The sequence below is a fragment of the Pirellulimonas nuda genome (genome assembly GCF_007750855.1).
Taxonomy (GTDB): domain Bacteria; phylum Planctomycetota; class Planctomycetia; order Pirellulales; family Lacipirellulaceae; genus Pirellulimonas; species Pirellulimonas nuda.
On the sequence record NZ_CP036291.1, the window covers coordinates 6,556,711 to 6,577,871 of the forward strand.

20 protein-coding genes are annotated in these 21,161 nt (G+C 66.8%); 9 read left to right on the plus strand and 11 right to left on the minus strand.

Going from position 1 to position 21,161, the window contains the following annotated elements; all coding sequences use genetic code 11:
* The first annotated feature begins 49 nt into the window (after positions 1-49).
* Entirely contained in the window at positions 50-493 is a 444-nt protein-coding gene (gene fliS, locus Pla175_RS25460; protein WP_145291888.1) for a flagellar export chaperone FliS, read from the plus strand.
* A gap of 210 nt (positions 494-703) precedes the next feature.
* A complete protein-coding gene (locus Pla175_RS25465) occupies positions 704-1,555 on the plus strand; it encodes a menaquinone biosynthesis family protein (RefSeq protein ID WP_145291889.1) in 852 nt (283 codons plus the stop codon).
* A gap of 8 nt (positions 1,556-1,563) precedes the next feature.
* On the opposite strand, the gene Pla175_RS25470 is transcribed toward Pla175_RS25465, so the two are convergent.
* Positions 1,564-2,559: an NAD(P)/FAD-dependent oxidoreductase gene (locus tag Pla175_RS25470; protein WP_145291890.1), complete on the minus strand. Its 996-nt coding sequence runs from the start codon at positions 2,557-2,559 to the stop codon at positions 1,564-1,566.
* Between the two features lie 106 nt (positions 2,560-2,665).
* Between Pla175_RS25470 and Pla175_RS25475 the strand changes: the two genes are divergently transcribed.
* On the plus strand, positions 2,666-3,310 hold the full coding sequence (locus Pla175_RS25475) for a sigma-70 family RNA polymerase sigma factor (protein ID WP_231954075.1): 645 nt from the start codon (positions 2,666-2,668) through the stop codon (positions 3,308-3,310).
* A 28-nt stretch (positions 3,311-3,338) separates the two neighbouring features.
* On the plus strand, positions 3,339-5,045 hold the full coding sequence (locus Pla175_RS25480; RefSeq protein ID WP_145291891.1) for a serine/threonine-protein kinase: 1,707 nt from the start codon (positions 3,339-3,341) through the stop codon (positions 5,043-5,045).
* Positions 5,046-5,050: 5 nt separating this feature from the next.
* Here Pla175_RS25480 and Pla175_RS25485 read toward each other — a convergent pair whose 3' ends face one another.
* The gene (locus tag Pla175_RS25485) at positions 5,051-5,530 is read right to left on the minus strand and encodes a hypothetical protein (protein WP_145291892.1); all 480 of its coding nucleotides are present in this window, start codon (positions 5,528-5,530) and stop codon (positions 5,051-5,053) included.
* A gap of 638 nt (positions 5,531-6,168) precedes the next feature.
* On the opposite strand from Pla175_RS25485, the gene Pla175_RS25490 reads away from it, so the two are divergent.
* Together Pla175_RS25490 and Pla175_RS25495 are read left to right on the plus strand one after the other, a co-directional pair.
* Positions 6,169-7,359: a glycosyltransferase gene (locus Pla175_RS25490; protein WP_197527155.1), complete on the plus strand. Its 1,191-nt coding sequence runs from the start codon at positions 6,169-6,171 to the stop codon at positions 7,357-7,359.
* Between the two features lie 193 nt (positions 7,360-7,552).
* Positions 7,553-8,872 carry a sulfatase-like hydrolase/transferase gene (locus Pla175_RS25495; RefSeq protein ID WP_197527156.1) on the plus strand — a complete coding sequence of 440 codons (1,320 nt, stop codon included), beginning with the start codon at positions 7,553-7,555 and terminating at the stop codon, positions 8,870-8,872.
* A gap of 41 nt (positions 8,873-8,913) precedes the next feature.
* On the opposite strand, the gene Pla175_RS25500 is transcribed toward Pla175_RS25495, so the two are convergent.
* The 5 genes from Pla175_RS25500 to Pla175_RS25520 all read right to left on the minus strand — a co-directional run bounded on the left by Pla175_RS25500 (position 8,914) and on the right by Pla175_RS25520 (position 12,892).
* Positions 8,914-9,408 carry a YciE/YciF ferroxidase family protein gene (locus tag Pla175_RS25500; protein WP_145291895.1) on the minus strand — a complete coding sequence of 165 codons (495 nt, stop codon included), beginning with the start codon at positions 9,406-9,408 and terminating at the stop codon, positions 8,914-8,916.
* A 221-nt stretch (positions 9,409-9,629) separates the two neighbouring features.
* Positions 9,630-10,061, minus strand: coding sequence for an OsmC family protein (locus Pla175_RS25505; RefSeq protein WP_145291896.1), 432 nt, complete (start codon positions 10,059-10,061; stop codon positions 9,630-9,632).
* Between the two features lie 212 nt (positions 10,062-10,273).
* Positions 10,274-11,725: a catalase gene (locus Pla175_RS25510; protein WP_145291897.1), complete on the minus strand. Its 1,452-nt coding sequence runs from the start codon at positions 11,723-11,725 to the stop codon at positions 10,274-10,276.
* Positions 11,726-12,227: 502 nt separating this feature from the next.
* Entirely contained in the window at positions 12,228-12,644 is a 417-nt protein-coding gene (locus tag Pla175_RS25515; RefSeq protein ID WP_145291898.1) for a type II toxin-antitoxin system VapC family toxin, read from the minus strand.
* Positions 12,644-12,892 carry a hypothetical protein gene (locus tag Pla175_RS25520; protein ID WP_145291899.1) on the minus strand — a complete coding sequence of 83 codons (249 nt, stop codon included), beginning with the start codon at positions 12,890-12,892 and terminating at the stop codon, positions 12,644-12,646. Before Pla175_RS25520 ends, Pla175_RS25515 begins: the two co-directional genes overlap by 1 nt.
* A gap of 189 nt (positions 12,893-13,081) precedes the next feature.
* Between Pla175_RS25520 and Pla175_RS25525 the strand changes: the two genes are divergently transcribed.
* Both Pla175_RS25525 and Pla175_RS25530 read left to right on the plus strand, forming a co-directional pair.
* Entirely contained in the window at positions 13,082-14,248 is a 1,167-nt protein-coding gene (locus Pla175_RS25525; RefSeq protein ID WP_145291900.1) for a hypothetical protein, read from the plus strand.
* 80 nt (positions 14,249-14,328) lie between these two features.
* Positions 14,329-17,616, plus strand: coding sequence for a DEAD/DEAH box helicase (locus Pla175_RS25530; protein ID WP_145291901.1), 3,288 nt, complete (start codon positions 14,329-14,331; stop codon positions 17,614-17,616).
* A 62-nt stretch (positions 17,617-17,678) separates the two neighbouring features.
* On the opposite strand, the gene Pla175_RS25535 is transcribed toward Pla175_RS25530, so the two are convergent.
* The 3 genes from Pla175_RS25535 to Pla175_RS25545 all read right to left on the minus strand — a co-directional run bounded on the left by Pla175_RS25535 (position 17,679) and on the right by Pla175_RS25545 (position 20,082).
* The gene (locus Pla175_RS25535; RefSeq protein WP_145291902.1) at positions 17,679-18,089 is read right to left on the minus strand and encodes a PIN domain-containing protein; all 411 of its coding nucleotides are present in this window, start codon (positions 18,087-18,089) and stop codon (positions 17,679-17,681) included.
* Positions 18,089-18,514, minus strand: coding sequence for a hypothetical protein (locus Pla175_RS25540; RefSeq protein ID WP_145291903.1), 426 nt, complete (start codon positions 18,512-18,514; stop codon positions 18,089-18,091). The genes Pla175_RS25535 and Pla175_RS25540 overlap by 1 nt, the downstream gene beginning before the upstream one ends.
* 74 nt (positions 18,515-18,588) lie before the next feature.
* Positions 18,589-20,082, minus strand: coding sequence for a dicarboxylate/amino acid:cation symporter (locus Pla175_RS25545; RefSeq protein ID WP_145292346.1), 1,494 nt, complete (start codon positions 20,080-20,082; stop codon positions 18,589-18,591).
* Positions 20,083-20,217: 135 nt separating this feature from the next.
* Between Pla175_RS25545 and Pla175_RS25550 the strand changes: the two genes are divergently transcribed.
* Positions 20,218-20,844: a DUF502 domain-containing protein gene (locus Pla175_RS25550; protein ID WP_145291904.1), complete on the plus strand. Its 627-nt coding sequence runs from the start codon at positions 20,218-20,220 to the stop codon at positions 20,842-20,844.
* A 50-nt stretch (positions 20,845-20,894) separates the two neighbouring features.
* Here Pla175_RS25550 and Pla175_RS25555 read toward each other — a convergent pair whose 3' ends face one another.
* A complete protein-coding gene (locus Pla175_RS25555; protein WP_145291905.1) occupies positions 20,895-21,086 on the minus strand; it encodes a hypothetical protein in 192 nt (63 codons plus the stop codon).
* Positions 21,087-21,161: the final 75 nt, after the last annotated feature.

The following is a 21,161-nucleotide window of genomic DNA, read 5'->3' on the forward strand; positions in this document are numbered from 1 at the left end:
ACGCCAAACCGGTCCTTACGTCGTTAACCAGCCAATCCCAACGGAAGCCATGAAGCCTGACTACCTAGAGTCGAAGGTCAACACCGCCTCGCCCGCGCAGCTCCACTTGATGCTGATCGAGGGCGCCGTTCGCTTCGCCCGCCAAGCAGAGCAGGCGATGTTGCGCGACGAAGAGGTCCGGGCCAACTCGTCCCTGACCAAGGTGATTGACATCGTGGCCGAGATGCTGGCCGGCGTGCGGCACGCCGACACCGAGATCAACCGCCGGCTGGAGGAGCTGTACCAGTTTGTCTTCGCCACGGCCGTGAGCGCTTACGTGAACTTCGACTCGAACAAGCTGGCCGACGTGCTGCGGGTGCTGGAGTTCGAACGGGAGACGTGGCGGCTGGCCTGCGAGCGAACCCAGGCCGCCGACGGGCCCAAAGGGGCCCCGATCCCGGCCGCCCACCTGCCGCGTGTCGACGCCCCGACCGGCGTATCGTTCCAGGTGTAATCGCCCGGCGGCGCCAGAAGCGGCGGCGCCCCGCGGGCTCCTTGCGCACCCGAAGGCCGCCCGGAGCCGAAGCGGCTGGCTCCGGCTGCACCGAGGGTTTGGCCGGCGGCGACGAGCCGGTAACATACGGGGCCCTGCAGGGGTGAACTCCGGTCAAGAACCGCGGTTCACCCCCTTAGACACGCCGCCCCGCCAGCCCCGGCCGCCATTATGCTGATCCGAGTAGGTCACAGCCCCGACCCCGACGACGCGTTCATGTTCTACGCCCTGGCGAAGGACAAGCTTCCCACGGGGGACTACCAGTTCACCCACGAGCTGGTCGACATCGAGACGCTCAACCAGAGGGCGTTTTCCGGCGAGCTGGAACTGACCGCCGTCAGCATCCACGCCTACGCCTTCTTGCAGGACAAGTACCTGCTGTGCAACTGCGGCGCGAGCATGGGAGACGGCTACGGGCCGATGGTGGTGGCGCGCCAGCCGCTGACGGTCTCGCAGCTCCGCGGCAAACGGATCGCCGTGCCGGGCAAGCTAACCAGCGCGTTCCTGTCGCTGCGGCTCTGCCTGGGCGAAGACTTCGACTACGTGCTCGTGCCGTTTGACGAGATCATCAATGCGACGGTGGCAGGAGAGTACAACGGGGAGAAGATCGACGCGGGGCTCATCATCCACGAGGGCCAGCTCACCTACGGTGAGCAGGACCTGAAGCTGGTGGTAGACCTGGGCGTCTGGTGGGGCGAAGAGACCGACGGGCTGCCGCTGCCGCTGGGCGCCAACGCGATCCGCAAAGACCTGGGCCCGAAGGTGATCGCCGATGTCGAGAGCCTCCTCAGCCAAAGCATCAACTTCGGCCTCGACCATCGCAAACCCGCTCTGGACTATGCCCTCCAGTACGGACGCGACCTCGACGACGCCAAGGCAGACAAGTTCGTCGGCATGTACGTGAACGACTGGACCCGCGATTTTGGCGAACGCGGCCGCGAGTCGGTCCGGCTCTTCCTGGAACGCGGGCACGCCGCGGGAGTGCTGCCGGAGCTAGTAAAGCCCGAGTTCGTGCAGAAGTAAGGGGCCGGTCACCCCGCCCCGGCTTCGGCCGCCATCGTGATCGCCAGCCTCGGCGCGCGCAACACCCCGTGTGAGCCCAAACCGTTGAGCCAACCGATCCGCGGGTTGTCTTGCGACCACCCCGAGCTGGGGAGGCGGTGGGCCAGCAGCGGGCGGACCCCCGAGTCGTGGGCGACAACTTCCGCCGGCGCCTCGATCAACGCCGAGAGACGCTCCAGCAGCCAAGCGCGCCCCTTGGGGGTGGGGCCAGCGCTCAGGCCCAAGCAGTCGTAGGTGGCGCCTACCCGGAACAATCCCTCGCCCAACGGCGCCAGCCAAACGCCGCCGCGCACCACCCGCGTCTCGACCACCCCTGGCAACCGCACGGTGAGCAACTCACCTCGGGCCAACGCCCACGGGAGCCCCGCGGTCTGCGGCCAGTCGACGGCCGCGGCGCCCACACTCATCACCAGCCGTTTGGCGCGGAGCTGGCGGCCGACGAGCTCGACCGCGTCCTCGCTAGCGTGGATCGACTGCGGATCGATCTTCGCACTCATCAGAGCCCCTTCGTCGCGCCAAGTGGCGTGTGTCGCGTCGAGAAAGGCCGCGACATTTAGTCGCCCCGCGTTCGGCGCCTGGGCCGCCCCGTGCGGCGTCCGGTAGCAGGACGGCAAGTGCGGCGCAGGAGCGGTTTGCGGGCGCCGAGAACGCCACTTCTCGGCCTGCTCGACGCTGGCGAAAGCATAAACGGCAGGCCCAATCGACAGCAGCCCAGCGCCGGTATCCGCTTCAATCCGACGGTAGAAGGCTTGGGCAACCTCCCAGTCGGCGTCGAACCGCTCGACCATTACCAGCCTTTGACCGGAATATGGAGCGACCAGCCCGGCCGCAACGCGAGAAGCCGAGCCCGGCGACGGCCGATCGACGATCAACGACCGCTGGCCACTCAGCCGCATCGCCCAGGCAAGGCAGCACCCGGCCACCCCCCCGCCCACAATGACGCAGTCCCAATCGCTCGTACGCATCGAGGGGATGCTACTCCAAGGGGAGGCTGGCCGAAATGCGTCTCCGGGCGGAAACGCGGATGGCGCGTTCCGGCTATAATCGGGACGACCCGTAGCGAGACGCCCAATGCCGCCGATGTGGCCGGAATCCTCTGACACCCAAAAGCTCCTCGCCGAGATCCGCGAGGGAGACGGGGCGGCCGTCAACCGGTTGCTCGACCGCCATCGCGCAGCCGTAAAGCGGATGGTCGACCTGCGGATCGACCCGGTGCTCCAGCGGCGGGTCGACGCCAGCGACATCGTCCAAGAGGTGCTGATCGAGGCGAACCGCCGGCTCGGCGACTACCTGGCCAACCCTGTGATGCCTTTCCACTTGTGGCTCAGGCAGATCGGCATGGACCGGCTGATCGACGCCCATCGCCGACACCGCGTCGCGGCGCGACGCAGCATGGACCGCGAAAGACCCCTGGTTGCCGCCGTAAAGACAGAGCAGTCGACGCTCGATTTGGCGGGACAGCTAAGCGACAAGCAACTCACCCCCGCTGCCGCCGCGACCTGGCGAGAGCTGCAACGGCGGTTCGAGCAGGCGTGCGAGCAACTCGATCCCCAGGACCAAGAGATCGTTCTGATGCGGCACTTCGAGCAACTGAGCAACTCCGAAGCAGCCGACGCGTTGGGCCTCTCGGCACAAGCCGCTAGCATGCGTCACCTGCGGGCGATGCGCCGGCTGCGATCGTACCTTCACGACGTCGATCCGGCCCAGCAGAATTGAGACCCACAAGCTAGTTGACCATCTCTCTATGACAGCCGAACCGATTCCAGAAGACGAACGGCTGGCCTTGGTGCTAGAGGAGCTTACCGACGCGGCGCAGCGGGGAGACGACTTGGCCCCCCAGCGCATTGCGGACGCGCAACCCTCCCTCGCGCCAGCGGTTTGGGAGCTGTGGGGGGCGTTGATGATAACCGGCGCCGCTGCCAACGGGGCGACGGTTCGTTGGCAGCGAGACTCCGTGCAAACGGCGCAGGCGCCTGCCGAGTTCGAACTTCCGCATCAGATGGGAGACTACGAGCTGCTGGAGGAAGTGGGCCGCGGCGGGATGGGGATCGTCTACCGCGCCCGCCAATCGAGCCTGCGGCGGGAAGTCGCCGTCAAAGTGATCCTGCGGGGCGCCGTGGCCTCGCCGCAGGACCGCAGCCGCTTCCGCAGCGAGGCCGAAGCGGCTGCCAGGCTGGATCACCCCGGCGTCGTCTCGATCTACGAGGTAGGCGAGCACGACGGGCAGCTCTACTTCAGCATGCCGATGGTGCGCGGCCAAACTCTGGCGGCTAGGCTACAGTTGGGGCCGCTGGCCGAGGCCGAAGCAGCGCGGATTGTCGCGGCGGTCGCCCGCGCGATCCAGTACGCCCACGAGCGAGGCATCGTCCACCGCGACCTGAAGCCGGCCAACATCCTGCTCGACGCCGCGGGGGAGCCGCACGTGAGCGACTTTGGCCTCGCCAAGCGGCTCGAGCCGAGTTCCTCCGCCACCCTCACCCAGGCCGGCGCCATCATGGGGACCCCGTCCTTCATGGCGCCCGAACAAGCCAGCGGCGGCAGGGGCGACATCGGCCCCTGGACGGACGTCTACAGCCTAGGCGCCCTGCTGTACGCCGCGGTCACCGGCCGCCCGCCGCACCAGGGTCCCTCGCCGGTCGACACGCTGATCTCACTGCTTGAACAGGAGCCCCCCGCGCCCCGGCTGCTCAACGGACGCGTGACCCGCGATCTCGAGATGGTGATCCTCCGGTGCCTGCAGAAGCCCGCCGACCTGCGGTACGCCTCTGCCGCTGAGGTTGCGGACGATCTCGACGCCTTGCTTTGCGGAGAACCCGTTTCGGCGCGGAGTGGGCGGTTTTCTCAAGTCGTCTCACGGGTCTTCCGCGAGACCAGCCACGCGGCCCTGCTGGAGAATTGGGGCCTGCTATGGATGTGGCACTCCTTGGTGCTGCTGGTGATCTGCCTCGCTACCAACGCGATGCACGCTCTCCGCCACAGCGTGCCGGCGATGGCCCAGCCGTGGCCCTACCTGCTTCTCTGGGGAGGTGGGCTGTCAATCTGGGCCCCCATCTTCTGGAAACTTCGCCACCGATCGGGGCCAGTCACCGCCATTGAGCGGCAGATCGCGCACCTTTGGGGCAGCAGCGTCGTGGGCGTGGTGCTGCTATTCGTGATCGAGGGGCTGCTGGGGCTTGAGGTGCTAACCCTCTCCCCCGTCCTCGCTGTGATCAGCGGGATGGTGTTCGCCGTAAAGGCCGGAATGCTGGCCGGATCGTTCTACGTACAGTCCGCCGCGCTCTTCGCAACGGCGCTGGTGATGGCCAAGATGCAACGCGAAGGGCTCGACCTAAGCGTCACGCTCTTCGGAGTCGTCGCCGCAGCGGCATTCTTCGTGCCGGGGCTCAAGTACTACCTGCAGCGCCGCCGGCTGGGCCGCCGATCCCGAGGCGGGGGAGAAGCCAACCCTTGATGTACCTACCGGCGCTGCGGCTGCGGGTAGTAGTGCGACATGTTCCCGAAGACCGTTGAGTGTCCGGTCGGAAGCTGCTGCTCAGAGCCCTGCGGATTGAAAGCCGGCTTGGCCGCGATCTCCTGGACCCGGCGATTGAGCGCTTGCCCCTGCGCCTGGATCTGACGGTTGAAGTCCATCTGATTCTGCTGCGGCCTGACCAACGATTGATAGGGCACGAAGTTCGGGTCGCTGGTTAGAGAATCGCTAAGGAACAGGTTCAGGTAGGGCGAGACAGTATTGTCGACGCTTGAGTTGGCGAAGGGCTTCGAGGAAGTGCCAATCCTGGTCGGATTGAAGGTCGACGTTGGCCGAGAAGTACTCTGAGCTCGCGATTGTTGTTGGTTGAGCGCGACGCTGGTCGATAGGCCGGTGCTGAGCACTCCGCCGACTCCGTCGCCGAGATCGTTGCCACGATAGATCGACCCCACGTCATTCCGGATCACGCCGTCTATCGACGTCGGATCTAAGGCGCCAGAGTTGCCCCGGATCGATTGCAACGCTGTTGAAGCGGCTTGGCCCCAGCAAATCGTGGGAGCGGAAATGCAACCAACTGCGACCAACGACAGCAATGCCCGGTTCATACCCAGTCTCCGTAAACGTTAACGACGAATAGAAAGCTAGAACTCACACGGACTCGCTTTCCGATGGCGTAGCTCACGCCATCTATATGATACCTGGGAGCGACAGCAAGGCAAACAATCTCAATGGGAACGGCCCCGGAGAAACGCTTCGAATCCGCCACAACCCAGGCCGCCTTTGACGGTTGGAGGGACTGCCCGGAGTGCCGCCGCTGCCGGGTTAGGCGGGGGGACTTCGGACGCCTGGGCTAGACAGCGTGTCGCGGCCCATAACCTTCGTCATGGCGAGAATGCTTCGGTCGCTCTCGCGAAGAAGCGACCCGCGGGCGCCAGTTCGAGCATCCACTCGATCAACCTGGGCCCTTGCGCCGTTTTTCTTGGCGCCCCCCCTTTCTCTGTGACATACTGAAAAACCGCGGGTGATTTCGAAGCTCTACGAAGTGACGCGACCCCTGACAACTTTCATTGCTAGCTCAGACCCCTCGCGGCCCACGGTCGTCCTAGTGCTTAACGCGCTTCCCCCTTATCAAGCCCATTTCCAGAAGCGACTAGCGGAAGACCTGCCGGAGGTCCGCCTCGTCGTTGTCATTACTCACCGCGACCGAGAACGCGATTGGCAGGCCGAAGCAGCGCAGGGGGTTGAGTACATCGATTTGAGCGACGGAGATCCAATCCCCGCACGTGCACGCGGACATTTCAGCGTGCGAGAATGGCGTCGCGGAAGCAAGCTCATCGCGGTCCTCCGACGCCTTGCGCCCGCCGCGGTCATCGTAGGCGGCTACTACGACATCGCCCGTATCCGCTTGTTGCGATGGTGCCCTCAGGCAGGGATTTCGACGTACATCTGGGCCGACTCTAACCTCCGTGGCGAACGCGGCAGGGCTCCACACTCCATCTGGCGGAAGCGAACGTTTATTCGAACGATTACGCGACCGCTCGCGGGTTGCTTTGCCTGTGGTTCGCTTGGGAGGGCCTTCTGGAAGTTTTATGGGGTTCCGCGAAGCAAAGTCTTTACTTGTCCCTACACCCCCGACTACGGCGAAATAGAACAGATCACGCCGGGCGAGGTAAGTGCGACCCGGGAGCGCTACGACCTCAGTGAGTCACGCCGCTGGCTGGTCTACTCCGGACGCCTCGTAAGCGTCAAACGGGTCGACCTCTTGATCGACGCGTTCGCCAGCATCGCGGCAGAGCGACCCGATTGGTCACTCGCCGTCGCCGGCGATGGCGAGCTCCGCGACGAGCTGCAGGCTCGCGTGCCGCAGCACTTAGCCGAACGCGTGCGGTGGCTTGGCTTCGTCAACAAGCAGCACGAGGTCAGCAGCATCTATCGGGCGGCCGACGTGCTGGTCCTCCCCAGTGACTACGAACCCTGGGCTCTGGTCGTCAACGAAGCGTTGGCCGCGGGGCTGGCCGTGGTGGCCACCAACGTTGTCGGCGCAGCGCAGGAGCTCGTGCGTGACGGCGTAAACGGCAGGAAGACCCCGCCGGGAGACGCCGCCGCACTAGCCGATGCGTTACGCGATGTCACCGACGCCGCGAACATCGACCGCTACAAAGCCGCGTCAGCCGCCGTGCTGGCCGACTGGCGGAGAGACTTCGACCCCGTCGATGGGGTGCGGCGAGCGTTGCGAGCAGCCGGCGTCTTGCCGGAAGTGCAGACGGGCGCAGGACCGGACTCAGCGTTGCAATAGCCCGTTGTTCTCGAGAGGGTCCCCCTGCACGCGCCGCGCTAGGCCAGGCCAGAGGGCCGGTGATTTGGCCGCCGCGGGCTGCCCTGCGTTGTTGCCGCGAATTATGATAGCGCCTTGGCCTATTCCACGCGCCTCGCTTCTCTCACCATCGTGATGCCCAATGATTGCGTCATCCTGCCGGCGTGTCGCGGCCATGGTTGTCCTAGCCCAACTGCTGCTCGCCACCTCGCACGCGCTGGCGGCCGCACCGCCCAACATCGTCGTGATCGTCTCCGACGACGCGGGCTACAACGAGTTCTCCATGCAGGGCGCGGCGCTCTTTCCGACGCCACGGATCGATTCGATCGCCGCCAACGGAGTCCGCTTCTCGCAGGGCTACACCAGCGGGGCCGTCTGCAGCCCCACACGGGCCGGCCTGATGACGGGCCGCTACCAGAACCGCTTTGGGCACGAGTTCAACATCCCGCCCGCCTACAGCGAGGTGAACGGGCTCTCGCTGGAAGAGACAACCGTCGCGGAAGTGCTTAGCGCCGGCGGGTACCGAACCATCGCGCTGGGCAAGTGGCACCTGGGCTACGCGCCCCAGTTCCACCCGCTTTCTCGTGGGTTCAGCGACTACTACGGCTTCTTGCAGGGGTCTCGCAGCTACTTCCCATCGCCCAAGCCAACCCGTCTGAACCAGCTTCTCCGCGACCGGACGCCGGTGGCGGAGAAGTTCGACTACATGACGGACGAACTGGGCCGCCGTGCCGCCGAGTACATCGCGGCCAGCGGGGACAAGCCGTTCTTCATGTACCTGGCGTTCAACGCGACGCACGGACCCGATCAGGCCACCGAGTCCGACCTGGCGGCGGTGCAATCGGGCGGCGGCAACAAGAAGCATCGGGCGATGACCATCGCGCTCGATCGCGCCGTCGGGGTCGTGCTAGACGAGCTGCACGCCAAGTCGCTCACCGACAACACGCTGGTGGTATTCCTGAACGACAACGGCGGGGTGAACGGACATGACAACACCCCGCTGCGAGGCTTCAAGGGCAGCACCTGGGAAGGGGGCGTCCGCGTCCCGTTCGCGATGCAGTGGCCCGGCGTGTTGCCCAAGGGAAAGATAGTTGACGAGCCCGTGATCTCGCTCGACATTTTTCCGACGGCAGTGGCGGCCGCGGGGATCACCCCGACGCCCGGCAAGCCGCTGGACGGCGTAGACCTGCTCCCCTTCCTGACAGGCAAAGCAGAACACGCCCCCCACCCAACGCTCTACTGGAAAAACGGAAACAACTGGGCGGTCCGCGACGGCAGCCTCAAGCTCGTCTCTTGCAACGCGCCGCGCCTGCGAAACGCCAACTCCCGAGGCGGCGCTCCGGAGCTCTTCGATATCTCAATCGATCCCCAGGAGTCGCAAGACCTGGCGGGCGCCCGCCCCGACGACGTCGCTCGGCTAACGGCGATGTACAACACCTGGAAACGCGATTTCCCGCAGCCGTCCTGGCGATCGGGCGGGCGTAGCGGGAATTAACCCGCCGGACGCCCGCCATCGCTGCTCCGTGAACTGAGTAACTACGCAAGCATGGCCAAGGCGTTGATGCTCCGCTCCGCCAAACGCGACAACGCTCGGTCGGCGTGCCCCTCCTCGTCGAGCGTCTTCTGCAGCTCGTCCGCCGCGTCGTGGTGGCCAAGCTTGTCTGCGTAGGCACGGGCGGCCCCGTAGCCGGCCATCTCGTAGTGCTCAACGCGCTGGGCGGCGCTAATCAGGGCCGCGTCGAGCACCTTCGCAGGAGCGTCTGCCTTGAGCAGCTCGGCGCCCTCCTTGATCAGCCCTTCCATCCCGGCGCAGCGGTGCCCACCGGGGGCGAAGTCCAGCTTCTTGAACAGCGACTCCAACCGGGCAACATGCCCACGGGTCTCTTTCAGGTGGTCGCTGAACGCCTGCTTGAGCCCCTTGTCCGTGGCGGCGGCCTCCATCTTCGGCAGCGCCTCCAGCAGTTGCGTCTCGGCGCTGTACAGGTCTTTCAGCTCATGGACGTAGAGTTTTTCAAGCGAGTCGAGTTTCATGGCGATGGTTCCTGGTTGACGAGGCGCGTGGACAAAGCAGCCTCAAGATGTAGCATCTCGCGTGCCAGGCGCAGCACCACAGCAAACCCGCGACGGACCACCCTGCCGCCGCCGCGGCAGTGGACGACGCGCGCTCATGGCGATCCATACGCTGCCGTGCTGGCGGCGGCAAGCACAGGCCGGCCCGAGGCTCGGCCCTTCACAACGCGGCGCCTCTAGGCTCACGCATTCAGGGTCGCCTCCAACGTCACCTCCGCCTTGAGCAGCTTCGAAACCGGGCAACCCGCCTTGGCTTTGGCGGCCAGCTCCTGGAACTTGGCGTCGTCCGCGCCCGGGATCGTGGCGTTAAGTTTCAGGTGGACCGACGAAATCGCGTAGCCCTCATCCACCTTGTCCAACGCGACCACCGCGCTCGTCTCCATCTTCACCGCGGTCAGCCCCGCCTCGCCCAGGATCAACGACAACGCCATCGTGAAGCATCCGGCGTGGGCGGCCGCGATCAGCTCCTCCGGGTTGGTGCCGCGCTGCCCCTCGAAGCGGCTCGCAAAGCCGTACGGGTAGCTGGCCAGGGCGCCGCTCTCGGTCGATATTAGCCCCCGGCCATCCTTGATCCCCCCCGACCACTCGGCCGAGCCCTTGCGCTTGATCGACATCGCACCGTCCCTACTTTTGAGTCTTGGCGGGTTGAAAGCAGCCTCTCCGAGGAGTCGCATGCAATTCCCGAACCGCGTGCGCCAGAAAGCGCAGCTTCGAGAACAAGCCAGCCGCCCAATGCAGGCGGAACGATGCCGGGGTGCGCAGCACTCCGCTTACTGGCGTGCGCGGCTCGATTGCATCCGTCCGCTGGTCCAGGGGGCGGGCTACGTTAGCCGCTGACCGCTTTGGCGATCCGGTCGCCGATCCCCTTGTCTACATTCCGCCAGTACTCAAACGCACGCTGCAACACGGGCTCGGAGACGCCCCCCTTGAGGTGCCCCGAGACGTTCGCCACCAGCCGGTCGCGGGCCGCGTCGTCCATCACCTCGCGGACCAGCGTGCCGGGCTGGCCGAAGTCGTCGTCGTCCTTACGCAGCGTGTAGGCGGCGCGGACCATGTCGCCGTCGGCGCTCCACACGGCCGACTCCGGGTAGCGCTCGGGGTCCGCCTGCGGGCCCCCCTTGCTGTTGGGGGCGTAGACCGGGTCGGAGACGTTATCCACCCGCATCGGCCCGTCCTTGCTGTAGCTGTGCACCGGGCACTGCGGGCGGTTTACCGGGATCTGCTTGTAGTTCACCCCCAGCCGGTGGCGGTGCGCGTCGGCGTACGCGAACAACCTCCCGAGCAGCATCTTGTCGGGGCTGGCGCCGATGCCCGGCACCAGGTTGTTCGGCTCGAACGCCGCCTGCTCGATCTCGGTGTGGTGGTCGGTCGGGTTGCGGTCGAGCGTCAGCTTGCCCACCTCTTGCAGCGGGTAGTCCGCGTGCGGCCACACCTTGGTCAGGTCGAACGGGTTGAAGCGGTAGGTCTTGGCCTCCTCATACGGCATGATCTGCATGTGCAGCGTCCAGCTCGGGTGCTCGCCGCGCTTGATGGCCTCGAACAGGTCGCGGCGGTGGTAGTCGCCGTCCTCGCCGGCGATGCGGTCCGCCTCGTCCTGGGTGAGGAAGTCGACCCCCTGGTCGGTCTTGAAGTGGTACTTCACCCAGAAGCGGTCCCCCTTCTTGTTCACCCACATGTAGGTGTGGCTGGAGTAGCCGTTCATGTGGCGCCAGTTCTTGGGGATGCCGCGGTCCCCCATCAGCCAGGTCACCTGGTGGGCCGACTCGGGCGAAAGGGTCCAGAAGTCCCACTGCATGTCGTTGTCGCGCAGGCCGCTATCGGCGCGGCGTTTCTGCGAGCGGATGAAGTGCTGGAACTTCATCGGGTCGCGGAGGAAGAACACGGGGGTGTTGTTCCCCACCATGTCGTAGTTCCCCTCAGAGGTATAGAACTTCAGCGCAAAGCCGCGCGGGTCGCGCCACGTGTCGGGGCTCCCCAGCTCCCCCGCCACGGTAGAGAAGCGGATCAGCGTGTCGGTTTTGGTCCCCGGCTGGAACACGGCCGCCTTGGTGTAGGCGCTCATGTCGTGGGTGACCTCGAAGCGCCCGAACGCGCCGGAGCCCTTGGCGTGCGGCTGGCGCTCCGGGATCTTCTCCCGGTTGAAGTTGGCCATCTGCTCGATCAGGTAGTGGTCCTGCAGCAGGATGGGGCCGTCGGGACCGATGGTAAGCGAGTGCTCGTCGCTGGCGACCGGGATGCCCGCGTCGGTGGTGGTGTGCTTGGGAGATTCTTGCTTCATGATGAGTTCCTGTTAGGAGTGCGTCGCGCCGCTTCGGTGCAGGGGGCCGGTCTGCCCCCTTGCGCGGAGGGCATTCTATCGCAGGTCGCTCGCGGATGGCAAAACTACCCGCGAAGAAAAACCAGACCCCGCGCGTCCACCGGCGGCGCGGGGCGACTTGTGTCCCTTTTGTCCCCCCGCCCAGCACTCAAAAATCGGACAAAACCCTCCCCGCCGCTCGACGGGCCCCGCTGTTTCTCGCGTGTTTGCCCCGGGGCCACGCTCCGCGCCGGCGCCAACGACGACCGCCGACCCGCCAGACCGGACAAAACCCCCATCGATCGGACACCTCCGGGACAAAAAAGGCGCACCTTTCCAACGGGCCCCGCCGACCGCGCACCCCCAGCGGCCGGACCAGAGGCCCGCGGCGCACGCTTCGGCGACAGCAACCCCGCATTGTCGCGGCGCCGGCGGCTAATTGCGACAAGAAAAAACAGCCAGAAGAAGTAGAGACGCGCCGCGCTCACTCCTCAAAGGGAAGCAAGCCGACTCCACTGGCGAGGGCCGCTGTCGCGAGCGACTTGTCTTGCGTCGCCAACCGCGAGTGTGTGCTGATCGCGCACGACAAATAGACCGCGTCGTAGACCGAGAGGCCGAACTCTCGGGCGAGTCTTACGGGGGCAGCCATATCCGAGATCTCGAAGGTCCGCAGGGAGAGCCGCTGGCGGACCATGGCGAGAAACACGTCGCTTGTGGCAGGGTCGATCCTCCCACGTCGCTCGTTAACTACAAGCACGTTACCCAGCTCCTCGAAGAAGAGCCGCGGGACCCAGGCGAAGCCCTCTTGCTCGACCTGGGACAGCACCCTGTTGGCGTATCGGGCGTCTTCGTCCCCCAGAGTGAGCGGCGCAATGGCCGACGCATCGATCACCAACGCCATTACAGCAGCCCTGCGTGTCGGTCGGCCGCCAACTGCTCTACCGTCGTCTCTTTCATCGTGCCGCGGAATCTCGCGAACGCTTCCACCAGCGCGCCGCTGGGCTGGCCTTCGATGGGGGCGGGCTCTGCGGATACCGCCTCGCGCAGTTTCTGATCTGCTAGGACGCCCACGTCGCCAACCGGCAAGCCTAGTCGCTCAAGGTGCGTGACCAGCCGCTGGTAGGTGTCGTCTGAAATGGTGATCTGCATGTCTGGTTCGCCCTACAGGTCCGGCCGGTCCCTAGGCTAGTCTTTCCACCCCTTCGGCCAAAAACAAGCCTTGCCGGCAGACAGAACCACGCTTCTCGAAATTCCCTCGCCGCCCCAGCTATTGCTTCCCACGCCCCCCCGAGTCACAACAATCCACAGGCTCTTCTGGTTCTTCCCAAGGAGTGCGCGATGTGCTGCTCAACCGTGCGCGGCAACAGGCTCGGTCGCTGGGGCGCCGCCGCGGCGGCGCTGGCCGGGCTGCTGGCGTGCCACCCGGCCCTGGCGTTTGTGCATATCGGCGGGGGCGTGGCGTCGAAGTGGGGGGACACCACCGCCGGCACCGGTGCGGTGGTCACCTGGGGCTTCGTGCCCGACGGCACGACGATCGACCCCGGCTTCCGCATCGACCCGTTCGGCTCGCCCGACGACGTGGGCGCCGTGGGGGGGAGCAACCTCTCGCAGTTGCGTTCTTTGATCGATACAAACCACGGCGCGGGCGCCTTCGACGCGGCCATCCGGCGGGCGTTTGACACGTGGTCGGCGGTCGCCGACATCAATTTTGTTGAGGTGGCCGACCCGGGGACGCCGATCGCGGCCGCGGGGTCGGTGACCCCCAACATCCGCATCAGCGCATTCGCGCCGCTGGCGGGGCACTTCTTCGAGGGGACCGGCGCGGTGGGCTTCGGCCCGCCGGGGTTCATCGTCAATCCAGAGCTCGACTTCCCGGAGTCGGGCGACATCTTCTTCAACCTCAACGGCAACAAGTTCGGCGGGCAGCAGACGCCGTTTCAGATTGCGCCGGGCGTCGAGGACGTGACCCCCGTCGATTTCTACAACTTCGGCGACGACCTCGAAGGGCTGTTCCTGCACGAGGTTGGGCACGCCGCGATCGGGCTCGATCACCCGCCGTGGGACGGCGCCGACCCCGACCGCCGCGTGATGTACGTGGGCGACTATCTGAACCCCTCGGCCCCCTACTGCTGCACCGCGCTCAACCGCGGGCTCGACCCCGACGACATCGCCGGCGCCCGCTTCGTGTACGGGCTGAAGGGAGACAACAACGCCGACGGCCGCGTCGACGCGGCCGACTACAGCGTGTGGCGCGACGCGCTCGGCCAGACCGGCGCGTCGCTAGCGGCCGACAGCGACCGCGACGGCGCCGTCACGGCGGCGGACTACGACGCCTGGCGTGTGAACTTCGGCGCAGCGGAAGTGCTCTCGCAAACGGGCGTCGGCGCGGTCGGCGTCCCCGAACCCTCAGCGGGGGCGGCGATGCTGGCCGCGCTGTTGTGCTGCGCCGTCTCGGTTCGCCGGTTTGGCCGTCGAGCCCCGTTAGGAGACGACTCCGCTCGCTAGCGCTTTCCTGGCGGCCGCCGGGCGCCTATCTTGGCGAGTGACGCACATGACAACCTAGCGCCCACGGGCAGGAAGCCGCCATGACTATCCTCGAGACGCTCCGTCCCTATTTCGACTCGGCGGTGCGAAATCGCGGTGAAGACTACGCCAGGTCGGGCGCGGTTCATCTGGTCGAGCACGACGGCGAAGCGGTTGAAATGGAGGTCGATGGATCGGGGGGCTGGCACTACCTGGTGAGCCTCGATCGGGTCAGCCCGACCGAGTTCGACCTCGACTGCACCTGCCCCCACTTCGAAGACGGAAACTTCTGCAAGCACCTGTGGGCCGCGGCGCGGATGGCCCAGGAGTGGGGGCTGTTCTCCGGCACGGAGGCGCCGCCCGCTTCGTCCACCAACGGTCGCGCGAGGGGAGGCGCCGCCACGCCGAGCGCCGGCGCCTCCAAGCCGCCCTCTTGGCAGAAGCAGCTCGAACGCCACGCTCATTTCTTGAAGCGGGAGGCCGCGCCCGCAGCGCCCAGCCGCGCCGACCGGCGCGTGATCTACCTGCTGGAGGCGACCGACGACGGCGCCCAACCCGTGATTACCCTGGGGCAACAGCTACGCAAGAAGGATGGCGCGTGGGGCGTTTGCAAGGCGTTGTCGGTCGACCACCGGTCGGTTGGGAGTGTGGGCGACAGCAAGGACCGCGATGCGCTTACGCTGTTGATCGGCAACCGGACGGAGACGCCCAGGCCCGGGTGGATGGGTTACGGCGGGGGCTACAACGCATCGGTCTCTACCCGGGTAGAGGTGGCGGCGCCGCTGTTCGCGACCGTCCTGCCCGCCCTTGCCGCGACCGGGCGGCTGATGTGGGTGCTCAGCTTGGATCAGTATATCGAGGACGCGCATCCGCTGGCTTGGGACGGGGGCGACCCCTGGCGGTTCCGCCTAAACGCCACGGCGGCCGATCGAGGCAAACAGTGGAGGCTCACCGGCGAGCTGGTGCGCGGCGACCAGGTGCGCCCGGTCGCCGAGGCCGTCCGCTGCTACGAGACGGGGCTGGTGCTAATCGACGACAAGCTGGGGCCGTTCGAAACGCCCGCCGACTACCGTTGGGTCGAGTTGCTGCGGGCCAATGACGCGCTCGTCGTCCCGCACAGCGAGCGGGAAGCGTTGCTGAAGGAGCTGTGGCGTGCCGGGCACGCGCCCGACGTGATCGGCGACGAGTCATTGAAGATCCCCTGCGAAACGGCCACGCCGGTCGGCAGGCTGGAGGTCCACCCGCCGGCGCCCGGAAGGCGGAGCGGCAACACGCTGTACGCCAGCGTCGCCTACCGCTACGGCGACCACGAATGCACCCCGCACGGCAGCGACGCGGCGTGGCCCCTGGAGGGGGGCGCCCGCATGGCGACGCGCGACCGCCGGGCCGAAGCGGCGCTCTACAACCGGCTGTTTGACCTGGGGCTAAGAACGAAAGAAGAGTCGCGTTACGGCGATTCCCCCCGAGGCCACTTGCAGTTCCCGCCTGCCTTGCTGTCAAGCGTGGTGGAAGTGCTCATCGGCGAGGGCTGGCAGGTGGAGGCCGAGGGCGCCCTGGTGCGCCGCGGCGAGAACCTCTCGGTCAGTGTTTCGTCGGGGGTCGATTGGTTCGACCTGGAAGGCGCCGCCGACTTCGACGGCGTCTCGGTCGAGCTCCCCGAGCTGCTGGCTGCTGTGCGTGCCGGCGAGCGCTACATCAAGCTGGGGGACGGCACCCGCGGACTGTTGCCCCAGGCGTGGCTCGACCGCTACGCGTCGCTGGCGGAGCTCTCGACCCCGGGCGAGGGGGGCGCGGTGCGGTTCCAGACGGGCCAAGCGTTGCTGCTGGACTCGCTGCTCTCGGCCCGCGAGTCCGAGATCGACGTGAAGGTCGACCGGCAGTTTTCTGCGTGGCGCAAGCGGCTGCGGTCGTTCACCGGCGTGAAGCCGGCCGCCGCGCCGCGGGCTTTTCGCGGCGAGCTGCGCGACTACCAACGCGAGGGGCTCGGCTGGCTAAAGTTCTTGGAGAAGTTCGGCTTCGGCGGCTGCCTGGCGGACGACATGGGCCTCGGCAAGACGATCCAGGTGCTGGCGCTGCTGGCCGACCGCAACCGCCGGCAGCCCAAGGAGGCAGAGCGTCGCCCGTCGCTGGTGGTGGCGCCCAAGAGCCTGGTCTACAACTGGCGGCTGGAAGCCCAGAAGTTCGCCCCCAACCTGCGGGTGGCCGACTACACGGGGCTCGACCGCAAGACGCGCGTCGGCGACTTCGCCGAACACGACGTGGTGCTCACCACCTATGGCACCCTGCGGCGCGACGCGGCGGAGCTCGGGGCCGCGGCCTGGGACTACGCGGTGCTCGACGAGGCGCAGGCGATCAAGAACGCCGCGTCGCAGTCGGCCAAGGCGAGCCGGCTCATTAATGCCCGGCACCGGCTGGCGCTTTCCGGCACGCCGGTAGAGAACCACCTGGGAGAGCTGTGGTCGATTTTCGAGTTCCTCAACCCGGGGCTGCTGGGCAAGAGCCAGACGCTCACCCGCCTGGCCAGCGGCGGCGCGGGGCCCGGGGACAACGAGCGGTTCCAGGCCCTCCGCCAGGGCTTGGCGCCCTTCTTGCTGCGCCGCACCAAGGCGCAGGTGCTGCCGCAACTGCCAAAGAAGAGCGAGCAGCACCTCTACTGCGAGCTCCCACCCGCCCAGCGCAAGCAGTACAACCAGCTCCGCGACCACTACCGCCAGAGCCTCACCAGCCGGATCGCCGAGAGGGGCCTCGCGAAATCGAAGATCCACGTGCTGGAGGCGCTGCTGCGGCTCCGCCAGGCGGCCTGTCACCCGGGGCTGATCGACGCCAGGCAAAAGAAGAAGCCCTCAGCCAAGCTCGACCTGCTGATGGAGCAGCTCGGCGAGGTGCTGGGCGAGGGGCACAAGGCGCTGGTGTTCTCGCAGTTCACCACGATGCTGGGAATCGTCCGCGACCGGCTCGACAAGGCGGGCGTCGTGTACGAGTACCTCGACGGCAAGACCCGCGACCGCCAGGCCCGCGTTGAACGTTTCCAAGCAGACAAGAACTGCCAAGCGTTCCTCATCAGCCTCAAGGCGGGGGGCGTCGGCCTGAACCTGACCGCGGCCGAGTACGTGTATATCCTCGACCCCTGGTGGAACCCGGCGGTCGAGGCGCAGGCGATCGACCGCGCCCACCGCATCGGCCAAGAGCAGCCGGTGTTCGCCTACCGCCTGATCGCCCAGGACACGGTGGAGGAGAAGATCATCGAGATGCAGACGCACAAGAAAGAGCTGGCCGACGCGATCATCTCGGAAGACAGCTCGCTGCTGAAGCGGCTATCGGCGGAGGATCTGCAAGCGCTGCTGGCGTAGGGTGGTTGACGCGACGTGGGCGGCTCGTTGCTGCTGGCTTTGCTTGCGCCCGGCCCCGTACACTACGGCTTCGGCGCGGTGACGACCATTAGCGAACCAAGATAGCCAAAGTCGCGGGCGTTGTGCGTCACTAGGGGCACGCCCAGGGCGACGGCGGTCGCCGCGATCCAGGCGTCGGCTGTCTTCAAGACGCGGCCTTGCCGCTTGGCCTCCCAAACGAGGTCGGCCCAGCACCGGCAGACCCGCCTGGTCACGCCGTACTCGACGTAGTTCTGCGCGACGTAGGCCCGCAGTGCAGACATTCGCGGTTCGCCCCAATTCCGATTGCGCATTCCAAACTCTAGCTCGGCGACGGTCATAAAGCTGACGACCGCGCGGCTGCCTTGGATCGCGGGCCCGTAGAAGTCTGCAAAGATTGCGTCGAACCGAAAGCCGGCCGAGAGAACGTCGGTATCAACCACAACGTCGGACATCAATTGGAACGCGGGGCGTCAGCTTCCCGACCGTTTCGCAAGAAGGAGAGGAAATCTGATGTCGTCTCTCCCGGAGGCCCGATGTCTGCTTTGAGATCGGTGAAATCGAGCACCACGCCTACGCCTTGTTGCTCGGCCAACGCGTCTACCTCGACGTGCTCCGCCAAGGGGGCTAGGGCAGACGGCGATCCTTGGTCCCGCGCCCGGCCCGCGGCGGCTGCAATCACGTCGTCGATGCCATCGTAGAGACCTGAGGCGAGCAGTTCCGAAAGGAGTTTCTCGGACTGGCTGTTCAGTTCGATCTGCACGTGGAGTACCTCTATTGCGAGCTCGTGTGCGGCGCGGACTTTCGTCGGCTCGCGCGGATTGCTGGTCGTGCGCTGCGCGCTGTTTTCCTGCCCTATTCTCGCTAGTCGTTGCGCCAATCGCAACACTGCTGAGCCGATCTAGGACCTGGACGTATTCTGCTTGTTTCCACCGCGCTGCGACAGCGCTCCGCCTAGGTTTCCCCCCGCAGCACCTGCGCGTCCACCACCGCCGCCCCCACGGCGTCGCCGTAGACGTTGATCGTGGTCCGTAGGCGGTCGAGCAGCCAGTCGATGGCTAGGATCAGGCCGATGCCGGTGGTGGGCAGACCGACCGCGGTCAGCACGATGACCATCGTCACCAGCCCCGCCGAGGGGATGCCCGCTGCGCCGATGGCGGCCAGGGTGGCGGTGAGGAAGATCACCAGCAGTTGGCCCATGCCCAGCGGCACTTCCAGGCTCTGGGCGATGAAGATCACCGCCACCGCCTCGTACAACGCGGTGCCGTCCATGTTGATCGTGGCGCCCAGCGGCAGCACGAAGCCCGCGGCGCGGCGGGAGACGCCGTTGTTTTCTTCGACGCACTCCATGGTGATCGGCAGCGTGGCGCTGGAGCTGCTGGTGGTTAGCGCCGTGAGCATCGCGCGGGTCACCCCCAGCAGGTACCGCAGCGGGTTGCGGCGCGCCAGCAGCGCCAGGATGCCGCTCAGCACCAGGCCGTGGAGCGCCAGGCCCAGCACCACGGTGAAGACGTACTTGCTGAGCGCCTGGAGCTGTTCGAGGAACGCGGCGCCGCCCCCTTGTTTGGCGATCTCGAACGCCACCAGCCCGAAGATGCCGACCGGGGCGATCCACATCACCAGGCCCACCATCTTCATGATCGCCTCGTTGGCGCCGTCGAAGAACTTGGCGACCGTGTCGCCGCGCTCGCCGAGCGTGGTCAGCGCGCCGCCGAACACCAACGAGAAGACGATGAGCGCCAGCACGTTGGTCTCGCTGGCGGCCAGGAACAGGTTGGAGGGGAACATGCCGCTGCCGGGCTCGCCCGGTCGGCCGCGTACGACCGCCAGCATGGTGTCGAGCGCCGAGGCGTTCTGGTTGCTCTGGGCCGAGGGGTCGACGTACGCGAACGTGTCGTCGGCGCCGACGCCCGGCTGGATCACCTGCACCAGGACGATGCCGATGAGCACCGCGATGCCGGTGGTGATCGTGTAGTAGACGACGGTCCAGCCCCCGAGCCGGCCGAGCTTGCGGATGTCTCCCAGCGAGGTGATGCCGCAGATCATGCTGCAGACCACCAGCGGCACGACCAGCAGCTTGAGCGCCTGGAGGAACAGGTCGCCGCAGAAGCTGGTGAGCGTCCACGCGGCGTAGGGGAGGCCGCGACCCGGCTGGTTGGCGTCGGCCAGCTTCTGGGTTTCGTCTAGCTTCTGCTGGATGATGGGCACCTGGGCGAGCAGCCGCTGGGCCTCGGCGGGCTCGGCCGCTTCGGCCAGCGATTGCTTCTGCTCGATGGTGGCGGCCAGCCGCGCGGCGGCCCGCGTGGGCCCGCCGCCGGCGAGCCACATCGCCCGCCCGTAGAAGACGCCCATCAGCACGCCGAGCACGATCGCCAAGATAATGGCGATCAGGCCGCCGGCGTGGTGCTCGCTCGAGCGCGGTTGGGCGGGCTGGGAGGGGGGCGCCATTGCTTGCGGGTCGTTGTTCATGCCGAGCAGCGTACCGTCCGCAGAAGCGCCCAGTCGAGGTCTAGCCCCCAATCGGCGCCCGATGCGTGAGCGAGGGCGCCCCTGGCTGGCGTGGCGGGTTACGATCTGGGGGCCATGCACAAACGCCTGAACCGCCTGCTGAACTTCGCCAAGACCACCGCCATCGGCGGGGTCATCTTTCTGCTGCCGCTGATTGTGATCGGCGTGCTGGTGGGCCAGGTCGTGCCGTTGGTGATCTGGATCGCGGGGTTGATCCACGAGTACTCGCCGCTGAAGTCGGCCCAGGCGTACGCGATCGCGGTTGTCGCGGCCCTGGCGATCGTGGTGGCGTTGAGCTTCGCGGCGGGGCTGGTTGCCCAGCGCTCCATCGGTCAACAGTTCTCAAGCTGGGTAGAGAAGAACCTGACCCTGCTGTTCCCGCGGTACGCCATCTTCAAGCAGCAACTGGCGGGCAACCTGGGTGGCGGCCGGCCCGAGGAGCTCCCCAAGAGCGTGCTGGTGCGCGTGCAAGATGCCACTTGGCTGGGGCTAGAGATGGAACGCAGCGAAGAGGGCTGGGTGACGGTCTACCGGCCCAGCTCGCCCGACCCGTGGACCGGCTCGGTGGTGCTGCTGCGGGCCGAGCAGGTGGAGCCGATCGACGCCGAGTTCCTCCGGCTGCTGACCTGCTACGAGCAATTGGGGCGGGGCTCGCTGGGGGTCGCCTTCCCCGCGGCCGCTCCGCCGCCGAGCGGCGAGTGAGTTGAGGGGGGCTAAAAGTCTCTCGCGATGCCGTGATGAGACGCGACCCGCTACAGGTCGAGGCCCCGGCACAACAGCGGCGCCGGCTCGGCCAACGGCCGGCGGCTGAGCTCGATCCGGGCGCCGGCGGCGCCGGGCCCGCACGCAGCCGGCGGCTTACCCGAGCGGCGGGGGCGGTCGTCCGAGTGCAGCGGCCGGCCGCGGTCGGCGTAGCGGAGCGTTCTGTCTGCGGGGGGCAACATGGCAGCGTTGGGGAGGCTTGGGTCTGGGGTCGTGGGAGGACCTACCGCAAACGTGATACCGAAGCCCAAGAAAAT

What these genes read in the sequence shown, in the direction of transcription:
- Pla175_RS25505 (WP_145291896.1), bottom strand. Translation starts at nt 10,061, where the DNA reads ATGTCGATCAAGCGCAAGGGCTCGGCCGAGTGGTCGGGGGGGATCAAG.
- Pla175_RS25535 (WP_145291902.1), bottom strand. Translation starts at nt 18,089, where the DNA reads ATGTCCGACGTTGTGGTTGATACCGACGTTCTCTCGGCCGGCTTTCGG.
- Pla175_RS25525 (WP_145291900.1), top strand. Translation starts at nt 13,082, where the DNA reads ATGTGCTGCTCAACCGTGCGCGGCAACAGGCTCGGTCGCTGGGGCGCC.
- Pla175_RS25465 (WP_145291889.1), top strand. Translation starts at nt 704, where the DNA reads ATGCTGATCCGAGTAGGTCACAGCCCCGACCCCGACGACGCGTTCATG.
- Pla175_RS25510 (WP_145291897.1), bottom strand. Translation starts at nt 11,725, where the DNA reads ATGAAGCAAGAATCTCCCAAGCACACCACCACCGACGCGGGCATCCCG.
- Pla175_RS25520 (WP_145291899.1), bottom strand. Translation starts at nt 12,892, where the DNA reads ATGCAGATCACCATTTCAGACGACACCTACCAGCGGCTGGTCACGCAC.
- Pla175_RS25470 (WP_145291890.1), bottom strand. Translation starts at nt 2,559, where the DNA reads ATGCGTACGAGCGATTGGGACTGCGTCATTGTGGGCGGGGGGGTGGCC.
- Pla175_RS25480 (WP_145291891.1), top strand. Translation starts at nt 3,339, where the DNA reads ATGACAGCCGAACCGATTCCAGAAGACGAACGGCTGGCCTTGGTGCTA.
- Pla175_RS25530 (WP_145291901.1), top strand. Translation starts at nt 14,329, where the DNA reads ATGACTATCCTCGAGACGCTCCGTCCCTATTTCGACTCGGCGGTGCGA.
- Pla175_RS25545 (WP_145292346.1), bottom strand. Translation starts at nt 20,082, where the DNA reads ATGGCGCCCCCCTCCCAGCCCGCCCAACCGCGCTCGAGCGAGCACCAC.
- Pla175_RS25555 (WP_145291905.1), bottom strand. Translation starts at nt 21,086, where the DNA reads ATGTTGCCCCCCGCAGACAGAACGCTCCGCTACGCCGACCGCGGCCGG.
- Pla175_RS25500 (WP_145291895.1), bottom strand. Translation starts at nt 9,408, where the DNA reads ATGAAACTCGACTCGCTTGAAAAACTCTACGTCCATGAGCTGAAAGAC.
- Pla175_RS25550 (WP_145291904.1), top strand. Translation starts at nt 20,218, where the DNA reads ATGCACAAACGCCTGAACCGCCTGCTGAACTTCGCCAAGACCACCGCC.
- Pla175_RS25495 (WP_197527156.1), top strand. Translation starts at nt 7,553, where the DNA reads ATGGTTGTCCTAGCCCAACTGCTGCTCGCCACCTCGCACGCGCTGGCG.
- Pla175_RS25515 (WP_145291898.1), bottom strand. Translation starts at nt 12,644, where the DNA reads ATGGCGTTGGTGATCGATGCGTCGGCCATTGCGCCGCTCACTCTGGGG.
- Pla175_RS25475 (WP_231954075.1), top strand. Translation starts at nt 2,666, where the DNA reads ATGCCGCCGATGTGGCCGGAATCCTCTGACACCCAAAAGCTCCTCGCC.
- fliS (WP_145291888.1), top strand. Translation starts at nt 50, where the DNA reads ATGAAGCCTGACTACCTAGAGTCGAAGGTCAACACCGCCTCGCCCGCG.